This window comes from Symbiopectobacterium purcellii (genome assembly GCF_052050035.1).
GTDB lineage: Bacteria > Pseudomonadota > Gammaproteobacteria > Enterobacterales > Enterobacteriaceae > Symbiopectobacterium > Symbiopectobacterium purcellii_A.
Map to the genome: position 1 here is coordinate 108,882 of NZ_CP189880.1, position 14,794 is coordinate 123,675.

General features: G+C 53.1%; 3 protein-coding genes. All 3 read left to right on the top strand.

Annotated features, from left to right (window positions below; genetic code table 11):
- Positions 1 to 20: 20 nt before the first annotated feature.
- The 3 genes from ACQGXV_RS00605 (at position 21) to ACQGXV_RS00615 (ending at position 14,764) form a co-directional block, all read left to right on the top strand.
- Complete coding sequence (locus ACQGXV_RS00605; RefSeq protein ID WP_440862530.1) at positions 21 to 7,535, top strand: neuraminidase-like domain-containing protein; 7,515 nt, start codon at positions 21 to 23, stop codon at positions 7,533 to 7,535.
- 48 nt (positions 7,536 to 7,583) lie between these two features.
- Positions 7,584 to 11,867: a SpvB/TcaC N-terminal domain-containing protein gene (locus tag ACQGXV_RS00610; protein WP_440862531.1), complete on the top strand. Its 4,284-nt coding sequence runs from the start codon at positions 7,584 to 7,586 to the stop codon at positions 11,865 to 11,867.
- Positions 11,868 to 11,938: 71 nt separating this feature from the next.
- Positions 11,939 to 14,764 (top strand): RHS repeat-associated core domain-containing protein, encoded by a 2,826-nt coding sequence (locus ACQGXV_RS00615; RefSeq protein WP_440862532.1) that lies wholly within the window; start codon positions 11,939 to 11,941, stop codon positions 14,762 to 14,764.
- The last annotated feature ends 30 nt before the right edge of the window (positions 14,765 to 14,794 follow it).

The following is a 14,794-nucleotide window of genomic DNA, read 5'->3' on the forward strand; positions in this document are numbered from 1 at the left end:
TAATGAGATGAGGATTTTATATGTATCTAATCGACGAAATACTTGGCAAGCTGAACGCCAGCCGGAATAATTATTCCCCAAATGAACAGATCACCCTGCCGCACATCATGATCCGCTCATTTTCCGAAGTAAAAGCGCTGGCCGGTGACGCGCTCAGCTGGGGCGAAAAGAACTTCCTCTATCAGCTGGCGCAGAAAGAACTGCAAGAAAACAAAATGGCGGAATCCCGCATTCTAAGTAGAGCTAATCCCCAGCTTGAGAGCGCCGTCCGGTTAGGCATCCAGCAGTCACCCATGCTGGGCGGCTATGACGACCTGTTTCCTGCGCGGTCCAGCAGCTTCGTAAAAACCGGCTCCGTGGCATCAATGTTCTCACCGGCAGCGTATCTAACTGAACTGTACCGGGAGGCCAGGGACCTGCACCCGGAAACATCACATTACCACCTCGACAATCGTCGTCCGGATCTGGCATCCCTTTCCCTGTCCCAGACCAACATGGATGATGAGCTGTCCACCCTGTCCCTGTCTAACGAACTGCTGTTGAATAATATTCAGAAGCAGGAAGATAAAGACTATGACGCCGTTATGAATATGCTCGCGACTTACAGACAGACCAGTGACACACCTTACAACCAGAGTTATGAAATGGTCCGCCAGTGCATCACCATGCAGGACCCTGAGTTTGCTTCGTTCCGTAATAATCCCACCGTCTCGTCGGAAATGGATACCGCCGCGCTGCTCAGTATTCAAGGGGACATTTCACCTGAGCTGCAGAAAATCCTGACCGAGGACATTACTGAAGATAATGTGGATGACCTGATCAAGGAAAATTTCGGGGATATTCCCATAACCCCTTTCCAGGATATCACTTATCTCTCCAACTGGTATGGGATAACCTTCGATGAAATGAGTTCGCTGCTGAGAATTTTAAGACCATTTGACATTATAATGCCGGGCGTAGAGTATTACCAGGATGATCATCTGATTTCATTACTGGAGTCAGATGGTCAGCTAAATGCGCTACTGATGACCCGCAAAAATGGCGACAACACAAACAATTTGAATTATGCTGAATTACTCCCTTTGGGAGGAGGACAGTTTCAGTTCAATTACAATTTTTCTCACGCCTTATCCTATACTGATTTCTCCATTGGTACAGAAAGTTTTTTATCTGATGACTTGCTCGCAACCGAAAAATTCATCCCCAAAATCAATACACCTTACTCCATCACCTTTTCATTAAGTGAAGCACAGTTAAGCAACCCTGTTGAAATAGGAATTAGCAGAACCACTAACTCCAGCGGTGCGTACAGCTCTTTTATTTTTCAGCAGACTACATATCCATTTAATTTTTTCCTGCTGAAACTGAACAAACTCATCCGGCTTTACAAAGCCATCGGCATTGACCCGTCAGATATCCGCAACATTGTTGAGAGCAGCAATAGTAATTTTAATCTTACTCCTGATGTTCTCAGACAGCTGTTCCAAGTGCATTATAATATGCAGCGCTACGGAATTGGTGTATCTGCCTCCATCGTGCTTTCCGGCGCGGCTATCGGGCAGACGGCGCACAGTAACCAGGCCAGCGCCTTTACGCGTCTATTTAACACGCCAATGCTGAATGGTACCGAGTTTTTTGCTAACGGCGTCACCATTACGCTAGATCCCGACGATCCGGACGAGTTCACCGATACTTTCCACACAGGTGTGATAAAGCGCGCTTTTGGTGTTAATGATACGGAACTGTACACGCTCTGGAAACTGGTTTCGGGCGACACAAGTCCGTCGGTTTTTACCTGTACGATTGAAAATTTGTCCGCCCTGTACCGCGTCAGCCTGCTGGCAGATATCCACGCTCTGAGCGTAACCGAACTGGCCATGTTGCTGTCCGTTTCGCCTTATGCTTCAACACCTGTTGGCAGCCTGTCTGGCGAAGCACTGTCACCACTGGTGGGCTTTATTGACCGGCACATGCAGTGGTTGAAAGTGATTAACTGGACGGTCAGCGACCTGTATCTGATGCTGACTGACCGCTTCAGCACGACTTTTTCACCGGACATTCAAAACCTGATTACCACACTGAAAAATGGGCTTGCCAGCCAAGACCTTAGCAATGACAGTGAGGCAGATTTAATAACCGCGGCAGCCCCCTTTATTGCCGCGGCCACACAGCTTGAGTCAGCCGAAACGGCTGCTGCCGTCCTTCAGTGGCTGAGTCAACTGCAGCCGCAGACGCTAACAGTGTCCGCGTTTCTGACGCTGTTAGACAAAGACACCCAGACCGACGCGCTGGTGTCATACTGTCAGGTGATGGGACAGCTGGTGCTGATTGTGCGCAATACCGGCATGAGTTCAGCAGAACTGTCATGGGTGGTGGCACACCCCAGCATTATTACCGAAAAAGCCACCGTACTGAACCATGACATCGGCACGCTGTATGATTTGACACAGCTGCACGCGTTGCTTTCCCTCTGCGGTACGTCTGCCTCTGAAATTCTCACCTCGTTGAGTGGTAATTTCGGGTCTGAAGAAAACAACCTTGCCGTAAGAACGGTGGCTGCAGCACTCAACCTAGATGAGCAGGCGCTTACCCAGGCGCTGGCGCAGTGCTCCTCGTACACGTATTTCTACAGCTGGATACAGCTGCGGGACGCCCTGCAGTGGCTGGATGTTGCTACCACCTTCCACATCAGCCCGGCGAACGTGGCCATGCTGGTGAAACTGACTCATACCTCGCCGGATGCCGACTGGGATGCCGCCAGTTACGCCCTGCAGGCCGGACTGAATACGAATCAGACCGCACAGCTGAGCGCCACTCTGGACGAAGCGATCAGCGCGGCCGCTAGCGGGTACGTTATCAAAAATATCGCACCGTCATGGGTGATCAGCCGTGACAAGCTATACAGCTGGCTGCTGATTGACAACCAAGTGTCGGCCCAGATTAAAACTACCCGGATTGCGGAGGCCATAACCAGTGTGCAGCTGTACATCAACCGTGCGCTTAGCCTTCAGGAAGAGGATGTGGTCTTCGAAGTGAAGTCGAAAACCTTCTTTGCCAGCGACTGGGACACTTACAACAAAAGTTACAGCACTTGGGCGGGGGTGTCGCAGCTGGCTTATTATCCCGAAAACTACATTGACCCGACGCTGCGTATCGGGCAGACCGGCATGATGGACGAGATGCTGCAGACGCTTAGCCAGAGCCAGCTGACCGATGATATTGTAGAAGACGCGTTTAAAACCTACATGACCCGCTTTGAGGAAGTATCCAACCTTGATGTTATCAGCGGCTACCATGACGGTGTCAATAAAAGTAGTGGTAAGACATACCTGATTGGCAAATCGGCTATCGGAGAGTACTACTGGCGTAGCGCGGTCATTGATGAAATGTCTGACGGCAAGCTCCCTGCCAACGCCTGGAGCGAGTGGAAAAAAATTACCGTCGGGCTGTCGCCCATAAATAGTATGGTGCGCCCTGTCATATTTCAGTCGCGACTGTATCTGACCTGGGTGGAAGGTAGGGTAAAGTTAATTACGGGCGACAGTACGCCCCAAGAATACACGGAATGCCAGCTAAAATATACGCATATCCTGCATGACGGCACTTGGAGTGCACCCATAACCATTGAACTCGACAGTACTAACCTGCCTACCTCCAGTACGGATATTGCTGGCTACAGCATGTACAGTGCAAAAGATGTGGAGCAGGAAAAACTCTACGTCTTCTTTTATAAAAAAGAAGACGATTATTCTAATTTACCATCCGGAACCAGCGGGTTGATTATATCTATCGATGGTCAGATTGAAATAGCTTCCGCTGATCTCGTCGCCAAAATGGCTGGTTATATCTATCTTCAGATGGACACCACATCCACTCTCAGGATTAATACGCCTTACACCGGCGGAAAGACAAAAGTAAATATCTTAGATGTTTCCGAAGTTGATCATGAATTGGGATATGGTAACTATACTAGTCTGAATAATGTTCAATGGGAAAACATCTCTTCTAGCATAGTGGGTACCGACGCAAATATTAAATTTAACGTCTCCGGAAATATAGGTTACAACCTAAAATCAGATGGGAGAAGCGGCACTCTGGTTAATATGATGAATTACCTATGGAATGAGGGTGATGTTTTTTATGTGCCGAACACTAAGCTTCGGAGCACAATCTCACAGCACTCTGGCAGGAACTTTGAATGTGTTATTAATAGCGTAACTTGCTTTATTAAGGTGCTAGATAATATAGAGCCGGCTCTTAATGATACTATTTATTGCTTTAATTATCCTAATACTAGTTATCTAAATTACTACTGCTATGGTGACCCGTATCCATTTAAAAAAAATGTGTACGACCGTAGAGAATGGACATCTAATAATATAAAAGCTGATAACTATGTATATGCCTTTATGTCGGAGGCATCACGTGTAAATAAAACCCCAGTCGAATTATGTTTTGGTGATTTTAAAAAAATTGATACAACAATAGACTTGAATAGTATAATACTTTCCGTTAGCGGTCCCGTAAGTGCAAGTTTTACGGCAGATAACTATCAGGCTTACTCCTTTGAACGAACAGGATTTTCTTTTTTAGAAAAAAATATCTCAATCCCTCTCAGTGCATTCAGCAACAATATCACTCGGCTTGAATTAAAGATAAACGCTACAGCCCCCCAAGGGGATCTTCGTTTTCTCGGTTCTGATACATTAGGTATTACCTTGATCCGGGTGGATGAAAACACCATGCCAATCATTTCCATTAACCGTACGGATACCTATGCGCAGTATCTGGAATACGGAGTTTATCGCGTGAGGGTGAATACGCTGTTTGCTAAAAAGCTTATTTCCAAGGCGAACAGAGGGCTGAATGCCGTACTATCAATGGATACCCAAGAACTGCAAGAACCGAAGCTGGGCATTGGATTTTATGTCGATTTTATTCTTCCTGCGTACAATCCGGCGGTTCATGGTGAAAGCCGTGAGTTTTCTCTCAATCTCAGACATGTTATTGATGATAATAACATATATAAAATATATTCAGGGATGTTTACTGATGAATATTTAAGCGTTAGGCTGTTTATTCCTTTAGCGAATAAAGACAATATTTTACATCCAACTTACATTGCCAAGGTGTTTCTGCTTACAAACAAAACAACCACCGATGCAGATAATGTGGGGGCTCATTTTAAATATACAGACGCCACTGATACCACTGTTGAACTGAACCCCGATATATCAGACATCACCATGTTTTCTAATGTTATTATATTAAACGACCAGACAACTGAACCGATGGACTTCAGCGGCGCCAATGCCCTCTACTTCTGGGAGATGTTCTACTATGTCCCGATGATGGTGTTTAAGCGCCTGCTGAACGAAAGTAAATTTACTGAAGCCATGCACTGGATTAAATACGTCTGGAACCCGTATGGCTATCTGGTGAATAACCAGCCTGCAAACTGGGTATGGAACGTGCGGCCGCTGGAGGAGGAAACCATCTGGAAATCTAGCCAGATAGATTCCAGCGACCCGGACGCGGTGGCGCAGGCGGACCCGATGCACTATAAGGTCGCCACCTTTATGTCGTACCTTGACTTGTTAATCGCCCGCGGCGACGCGGCATACCGCCAGCTTGAACGCGATACACTAAAAGAAGCCAAAATGTGGTACGTTCAGGCGATGGACATTCTTGGCGATGAGCCCTACATGAAAAACGCTACAGCCTGGAACTCCCCACGTCTGAGCGATGCGGCTGATAAGACCACGAAAACCCTGACCCAGCATTCGCTCATGATGGTGCGGCAGCAGCGTGCCTCCGGTAAGTTATCCAACAGCAACTCGCTGACTACCCTGTTCCTGCCGCAGAAAAACGGGAAGCTGGCTGGTTACTGGCAGACGCTAGCGCAACGCCTGTACAACCTACGTCATAACCTGTCCATTGACGGCAGTCCGCTATCACTACCCATTTATGCCACGCCGGCCGACCCTGCGGCGCTGCTTAGCGCGGCGGTGATAAGCTCTCAGGACAATAGTGACATGCCTGATGCAGTAATGCCGCTATACCGCTTCCCGGTGATACTGGAAAGCGCCCGAAGCATGACAACGCAACTGACCCAGTTCGGCAGAACGCTGCTCGATATCACTGAGCGCCAGGATGCAGAGGCCCTGTCGGAGCTGATGCAGGCACAAGGTGCCGAACTGATTCTGCAGAGCATTGCCCTGCAGAACAGAACTATCAAAGAGATTGATGCGGATAAGGTCGCGCTTGAAATCAACCTCCGCGGCGCGCAGGCGCGTCTTGAGAGTTACACCACTTTGTATGATGAGGATATTAGCGCCGTCGAAAAACAGGTGATGGATCTGGCACTTTACGCATCGGTAGTGTCCACCACGGCCAGCGCTTTTCAAACCGTCGCCGCAGGGTTAGACGCATTGCCCAATATCTACGGCATGGCATTTGGTGGCTCCCACTATGGCAGTATTTCCCGCGCGCTTGGTTATGGCATAGAGATTGCCGGAAATGTATCCCGCATCACCTCGGATCGTCTCAGCCAGTCTGAGATATATCGTAGGCGCCGTCAGGATTGGGCAATCCAGCGCGATGCGGCTCAGTCCGAGGTTAATCAAATCAATGCTCAGCTTGACACGATGGCGGTTCGACGTGAAGCAGCCCTGCTGCAGAAGGCGTATCTGGAGACCCAGCAGGCTCAAACGCATGTACAGATGACATTTCTGAAGAAGAAGTTCACCAGTAAGGTGCTATACAACTGGCTGCGTGGGAAACTGGTCTCCATCTACTATCAATTCTATGACCTGACCGTTTCCCGCTGTCTGATGGCGCAGAAAGCGTACCAGTGGGCGCGAGACACTGAGACTTCGTTTATCCGTTCCGGAGCCTGGCAGAGCACCTATGCCGGCCTAATGGCGGGCGAAACCCTTATGCTGAACCTGGCGCAAATGGAGCAGAATTATCTGGAGAAAGACCAGCGCGAGAAAGAGGTGACGCGTACCGTCTGCCTGTCGGAGGTTTACGCCGGACTCTCCTCCGACGCCTTCACGCTTGCTGACCAGATAGTCAATCTGGTGACTACCGGCAGCGGTAGCGTCGGCGCCGCTGGTAACGGCCTCTCCGTGACCAGTGATAAACAGCTGCAGGCCACCCTGACGCTCTCTGACCTGAACATTGGTAATGATTATCCTTCCTCACTGGGTAATACCCGGCGTATTAAGCAAATCAGCGTCACCTTGCCAACACTGGTTGGGCCGTACCAGGATGTACGGGCGGTGCTCAGCTATGGCGGCAGCGTGTCACTGCCCCGGGGTTGTACGGCGACAGCAGTGTCGAACGGCATCAACGACAGCGGCCAGTTCCAAATGGACTTTAATGACGGACGCTGGCTGCCGTTTGAGGGGATACCGGTCAATGATTCCGGCATGCTGACGCTGAGTTTTCCTGAGGCTGACGGGAGCCAGAAAGCGCTGCTACTGAGCATGACGGACATCATCCTGCATATCCGCTACACCATCGTCAGCTGATTATAACGGTATCAGACTCCCCGCGCGGGAGTCTGTGGAGAACCTGTTATGCAAAATACAGAACAACCGCGCCTGACTCCCCCCTCTCTGCCTTCAGGTGGTGGTGCAATAAGCGGCCTGAAGGGTAATATAGCTTCTGCGGGTCCGGACGGTGCTGCGATTCTGAGCATTCCTCTGCCGATCAGTGCCGGAAGAGGGTATGCCCCCTCTCTGGCGCTCAGCTACCACAGCCGTAGCGGCAACGGGCCGTTCGGTATGGGGTGGGGACTGAATCTGCTCGCCATTCGCCTGCGAACACTCAGGGGCGTGCCATCGTATGACGGTACCGATGAATATACTGGTGCGGACGGTGAGGTGCTGGTTCCTGTGTTGACCGCCAGCGGCGAACCAGAAACCCGCACGGCCACCACGCTTCTTGGTGTTGATTTAGGAGGAAATTTTTCAGTAAACGCCTATCGTTCCAGGACAGAAATCACCTTTAGCAGGATGGAGATCTGGATGCCTGTAGGTGATACAGGTACGAACTTCTGGGTGATATATGAGCCTGATGGCCAGGTACATTTACTGGGGCGTAACGCGCAGGCGCGCATCAGTCATCCTGCTGATGCGTCACAGACAGCGGTCTGGCTGGCAGAGTCCTCGGTGTCACAGAACGGTGAGCAGATTTACTGGCAGTACCGCGCTGAGAATGAATCCGGATGTGATGCAACAGAAACATCGGCGCACCCGGATGCTACGGCACAGCGCTACCCTGTGGCGGCCTGGTACGGCAACAAAAAGGCCGCCCGCACGCTACCCGGCCTTGTCACGGTGCCGGCAGCCACGGACTGGCTGTTCATCCTGGCGATGGATTATGGCGAACGTGATACAGCCACAGCTCCGGACTGGCTGATGCCCGGCAGCGGCAGCTGGTTATGCCGGCAGGACAGTTTTTCCGGTTATGAGTATGGATTTGAGGTGCGTACGCGTCGCCTCTGCCGTCAGGTGCTGATGTTTCACTGCATCAGCGCTCTGTCAGGAAAAGAAAAAGAGACTGATCTTCCGAAACTCGTGTCATGTCTGCGATTGGATTATAACGAAACCTCATCTGTCGCCACCCTGAAAGGAATACAGAAGGTGGCGTATGAGCCGGGCGGTACGATACGTAGCCTGCCGCCGTTGACGTTTGACTGGCAGAACTTCATTCCACCTCAAGCCGGTGTCGCCGAATGGCAGCAGCGTGATGACCTAGCAAACATGAACATGCTTCAGCCATACCAGCTGGTTGACCTGAACGGGGAAGGCATTGCCGGCATCCTGTATCAGGACGGTGGTGCATGGTGGTACCGTCCACCAGTAAGACCTGCTGGGGATGACACCGATGCGGTGACCTGGGAAAAAGCGGCGCCTCTTTTCGCCATCCCCACACTGAGGAAGGGCGGCATTCTGGCGGACTTGAACGGCGATGGTTATCTGGAGTGGGTGGTCATCGCGCCGGGCGTGGCGGGCTTTTATGCGCGCTCCCCTGATCGCGAGTGGCGCTATTTCACTCCTCTTTCCGCCCTGCCGGTAGAATACGCTCATCCGCGTGCACGGCTGGCCGATATCACCAGCGCAGGCCTGATAGATCTGGCGCTTATCGGACCCAAAAGCGTACGTTTCTACGGCGGTACCGGAGAGGGCTGGGCGAAAGCGAGGAATACCTTGCAGGCGGCAGGTATTACACTGCCCGTACCCGGAAAGGACGAACAAGTTCTGGTGGCTTTTAGCGATATGGCCGGTAGTGGCCAGCAGCACTTGGTGGAGGTTAGGCCATCGGGGGTATGCTATTGGCCTAACCTGGGCCATGGCCGCTTTGGTCTTCCGGTGAGTTTGTCCGGGTTCAGCCAGCCAGCCGCCACGTTTAACCCTGACCAGCTGTATCTGGCAGACATTGACGGCACTGGTACCACCGACCTGATTTATGCACTTACCGACCGGCTGGATGTATATATAAACCAGAGCGGTAACGGCTTTGCCGCACCGTTCAGCGTAAAATTGCCGGACGGCGTGCGTTATGACCGCACCTGCAGCCTGCAGCTGGCGGATATTCAGGGGTTGGGCGTGGCCAGCCTGATGCTGACGGTACCGCATCCGGTACCGCGCAGCTGGGTCTGCCACCTGTCAGTAAATAAGCCGTGGCTGCTGAACGGGATGAACAACGGAATGGGGATGAACCATGCGCTTTATTACCGCAGTTCAGCGCAGTTCTGGCTGGATGAGAAGGCGGATTCTGCGGCAGCAGGAAAATCCGTTCCAGCTAGTGAACTGCCGTTCGCCCTGCACACGCTATGCCGCACAGAAGTAACTGACGAAATCACCGGAAACCGTCTGGTAAGTACCGTACGCTACCTGCACGGTGCTTGGGACGGGCGGGAGCGGGAATTCCGCGGATTTGGTTTTGTGGAGGTGACAGATACCGACATCACGGACGGCCAGGGGACGTCAGGGGTCATCAGCTTCCCCGCGGTCAGGCGCAGCTGGTATGCCACCGGGTTACCCCCAATTGATAAACGTCTGGCGGACGAATACTGGCAGGAAGATGCGGCTGCCTTCACCGGCTTCACGCCACGCTTTACCACCGGCAGCGGCGATGATGAGCGGGCATACTCACCGGACGAAGAGAGGGTCTTCTGGCTGAATCGGGGGCTGAAAGGCCAGCTGCTGCGCAGCGAGCTGTATGGTGCAGATGAAAGCAACCAAGCAGATGTGCCTTACACCGTTACGGAAAACCGGCCGCAGGTGCGGATGATTGATGAGGTAGGAACGTATCCGGTCATCTGGTCGTGTGCTGCGGAAAGTCGGACGTACTCTTACGAGCGGGTCAGCAGTGACCCACAGTGCAGCCAGCAAGTATTGTTGTCCTGTGATGAGTACGGCCAGCCACTGAGGCAGGTAAGCATCAGCTATCCACGCCGCAGCCAGCCAGCCGCCAGCCCGTACCTCGATACGCTACCTGACGGACTGTTTGGCGCCAGCTTTGATGAACAGCAGCAGAGCCTTCGCCTGACACTGCAGCAGGCTCGATGGTATAATCTGAAGGATGTGGCTGCGGGTGTCTGGCTACCTGGGCTAGCTGATGCCTCGCGCAGCGATGCCATCACCCTTACAGGAAGTGACGTACCGGACGAAGGTCTGACGCTGGAGTCCCTTCTGGGCAGCGACAGTCCCGTTGGATCCGGGAAGGGATATACTTTCGCCGGACAGAAAAGAATCCGGTACCTAGACGCTCAGGGTGAAGTGACGGATGGGATTCCGGCTTTTCCACCGCTGCAGGCTTTTACGGAAACCGCCGTGCTGGATGGCGATACCGTCAGCGCCTTGGCAGATAATTTTCCCGCAGACACGCTAACGTCCGCAGGATACGGTCAGTCTGGATATCTTTTCCCCCGTGCGGGCGAATCAGACAGTGGCTTGTGGACGGTTCGGCAGGGGTACGCCACTTATGGAACTACTGAGCACTTCCAGCTGTTGGTCGCTTTTCGGGAAAGCCCGCTTACCTGCGCCGTGCTGGTTACTCGAGATGCGCATGACTGCGTGATAACGCAGATGGAAGATGGTGCCGGGTTTACAACCACCGCAGAGTATGACTGGCGTTTTCTGACACCGGCCAGCGTAACCGATGCGAACGATAACGTGCAGACTGTCACAATGGATGCGCTTGGACGGGTCACCTCACTGCGCTTCAGCGGTACGGAACGTGGCGTGGCAGCGGGATACAGTGACACCAGTATAACCATACCGGATACAGCTGACGCCGCACTGGCGCTTGTTGCCCCGCTTCCTGTGGCGCAGTGCATGTTGTACGTGGCCGACAGCTGGACGCGTGAGGGTGCGGGAAAACTGCCGCCGCACGTGGTGACGCTGACCACCGACCGCTACGACAGCGACAGCTCACAGCAAATCCGGCAGCAGGTGACGTTCAGCGACGGTTTTGGCCGGGTATTACAGGCATCCACCCGTCAGGCGGATGGTGAAGCCTGGCAGCGTGCGGAGGATGGCTCACTGGTCGTCGGGGCTGACGGGACACCTGCCGTTGCGCAAACGACCTTTCGCTGGGCCATAACAGGACGCACGGAATATAACAACAAGGGGCAGCCAGTCCGCACGTACCAGCCGTATTTCCTGAGCGACTGGAAATACGTCAGCGACGACAGTGCCCGTCAGGACCTGTATGCCGACACCCACCTTTACGACCCGCCCGGCCGTGAGTACCAGGTGCAGACAGCGAAGGGCTGGCTGCGTCGCACCCTGTTCACGCCATGGTTCCTGGTCAGCGAGGATGAGAACGACACGTCCGACGAAACTGACTGAGCGGCGTAACACACCTACCGGCAGCCTAACTGCCGGTACTTTCACTTGATACGGACGGAGGTAACCCACCCATGAGCACATCACTGTTCAACAAAACCCCTTCAGTAGCGGTCCTCGACAACCGCGGCCTGATAGTGCGCGATATCGCGTACTACCGTCACCCTGATGCCCCGGACGTGACCAATGAGCGCATCACCCGCCATCAGTACGACGCCCGCGGCTTTCTGACGCAAAGTGCCGACCCGCGCCTGCACGACGCCGGGCTGGCGAACTTCAGCTACCTCACAGACCTGACCGGCAACGTTCTGCGTTCGCAGGGTGTGGATAATGGCATCACTGTGGCGCTGAACGATGCCGCAGGCCGGCCGTTTATGGCAGTCAGTAACATCAGCACCGCTGACGACGGTACGGAGGACGGAAGTGAGGCGGTAACCCGCAGCTGGCAGTATGAGGACGCAACCCTGCCCGGACGTCCGTTAAGTATTACGGAGCAGGTCACCGGTGAAGCTGCCCGCATCACGGAGCGCTTCATCTATGCCGGTAACTCTGTTGAGGAGAAGGCGCTGAACCTCGCCGGAGCCTGTGTCAGCCACTACGATACAGCCGGCCTGACGCAGACCGACAGCGTGGCCCTGACCGGCTCCCCCCTCTCCGTCACCCGCCGCCTGCTGAAGGACGCGGATAACCCGGACACAGCTGCCGACTGGCAGGGGACAGGCGCCTCCGTCTGGAACGACCTGCTCGATGCCGAAACATACACCACCCTGTCCACGGCTGACGCCACCGGGGGGATGCTGACCACCACGGATGCGAAGGGAAACCTGCAGCGGGTGGCGTACGACGTGGCGGGCCTGCTGTCGGGCAGCTGGCTGACGCTGAAGGGCGGAAAAGAACAGACTGTCGTGAAGTCCCTGACATACTCTGCCGCCGGGCAGAAGCTGCGCGAAGAGCACGGCAACGGCGTGGTGACCACGTACACCTACGAGGCAGAGACGCAGCGCCTGACCGGCATTAAAACGGAACGTCCGGCAGGACACGCCTCGGGTGCTAAGGTGCTGCAGGACCTGCGCTATGAGTATGACCCGGTGGGTAATGTCCTGAAAATCAGTAACGACGCTGAAGAGACCCGCTTCTGGCGCAACCAGAAAGTGGTGCCGGAGAACGCGTACGTCTACGACAGCCTGTACCAGCTGGTCAGCGCCACCGGGCGCGAGATGGCAAATGCAGGACAGCAGGGCAGCAGCTCACCGACCGCCACCGTTCCCCTTCCCACCGACAGCTCAGCGTTTACAAACTATACCCGCAACTATACCTACGATGAAGCCGGCAATCTGACGCAAATCCGCCACAGCGCACCGGCGACAAACAACAGTTACACCACAAATATCACCATAAGTGACCGCAGCAACCGGGGCGTGCTGAGCACGCTGACGGATAACCCGGCGGAGGTGGACGCGCTGTTCACCGCGGGTGGGCAGCAAACACAGCTGCAGCCGGGCCAGAGCCTTGCCTGGACCGCCCGGAACGAGCTGCTGAAGGTGACGCCGGTGGTGCGTGACGGCGGTACGGATGACCGCGAGAGCTACCGCTATGACGCGGGCAGCCAGCGCGTCCTGAAGGTCAGCGGGCAGAAAACCGGTAACAGTACGCAGACGCAGCGGGCGCTGTACCTGCCTTGGCTGGAGCTCCTAACCATGGCCAGCGGTAACACAGAAACGGAAAGCCTGCAGGTGATTACCGTTGGTGAAGCGGGCCGTGCGCAGGTGCGGGTACTGCACTGGGAGAGTGGAATACCGGAGGATATCAGCAATGACCAGATACGATACAGTTACGACAATTTGACCAGCAGCAGTCAGCTGGAGTTGGACGGCGATGGCAATATCATCAGCATGGAAGAGTACTACCCGTACGGGGGCACGGCGTTGTGGACGGCACGCAGCGCGGTGGAGGCGAACTACAAGACAGTTCGGTACTCAGGCAAGGAACGGGACGCGACGGGGCTGTACTACTACGGGTATCGGTATTATCAGCCGTGGGTGGGCAGATGGCTTAGTACAGACCCGGCGGGGACGGTGGACGGACTTAACCTGTTCCGGATGGTTAGAAATAACCCGGTATCACTGTTAGATCCTGAAGGTATGGCTCCAAATCCAGCAGGTAAATCGGTGCTTGACAGAGCAAAGCTCTTTGAATCAAAAAATAGGCAAGCACAACAACCACCTTTACAATCATCGATTGTACAAAACGCATCAAGATTTAACCAAAAGGATGTTGTTAAATCGAAACCGACCAACCCAATTGTAGAAACCGAGTCGATTGCTTCGGGTTATCAGCAAAGAACAATGGAAAAAAATTCATCTGTTCACAAAAGAAATATCACCTCTCCGGAGATTGCAGAAAAAGAAAACATACAACTGAACAAGTATGCACTGCAACCAAAAGTAGTTGCCAAGCCCAGTGAAGTTAGAAAAGTGACAAATAACCTTGAAGTTGATGACAATGGGTTATCTATTGTCGCAGGAGGGTTTGAATTAAATGCCAAAACTTTTTGCACCGCTTTACTCAAGGGGAATCCTGTGGGGAGAGACATAAAACTAAACTATCCATTACCAGCACAAGCAGAGGCGTTCAAAAGTGTAATTCAGGAAAAAATATTGCAAATTGAAGCTGGTGAGAAGTTAAAAAAAATTGACGTTTGGCATAATCCTCAGACAGGAAGAATACATATATTAGATGGGCAGCATAGATTTCTGGCTGCAGCCGAAAAAGGAATAGATATTGAATTAAATTGGAAGAAGCTGGGATTCCCTCCATTCCAGGGGACATGGCGAGATACATTTTACTCAAATAAAACTCCAGCAAAAGAGGTTATTAAAAACCAGAAACAACGCGCTTGATATGTATTAGTCGCGAATTGATCTGACACA

Excerpts from the sequence above, each read along its gene's own strand:
- ACQGXV_RS00605 (WP_440862530.1), top strand. The coding sequence starts at position 21 with ATGTATCTAATCGACGAAATACTTGGCAAGCTGAACGCCAGCCGGAAT.
- ACQGXV_RS00610 (WP_440862531.1), top strand. The coding sequence starts at position 7,584 with ATGCAAAATACAGAACAACCGCGCCTGACTCCCCCCTCTCTGCCTTCA.
- ACQGXV_RS00615 (WP_440862532.1), top strand. The coding sequence starts at position 11,939 with ATGAGCACATCACTGTTCAACAAAACCCCTTCAGTAGCGGTCCTCGAC.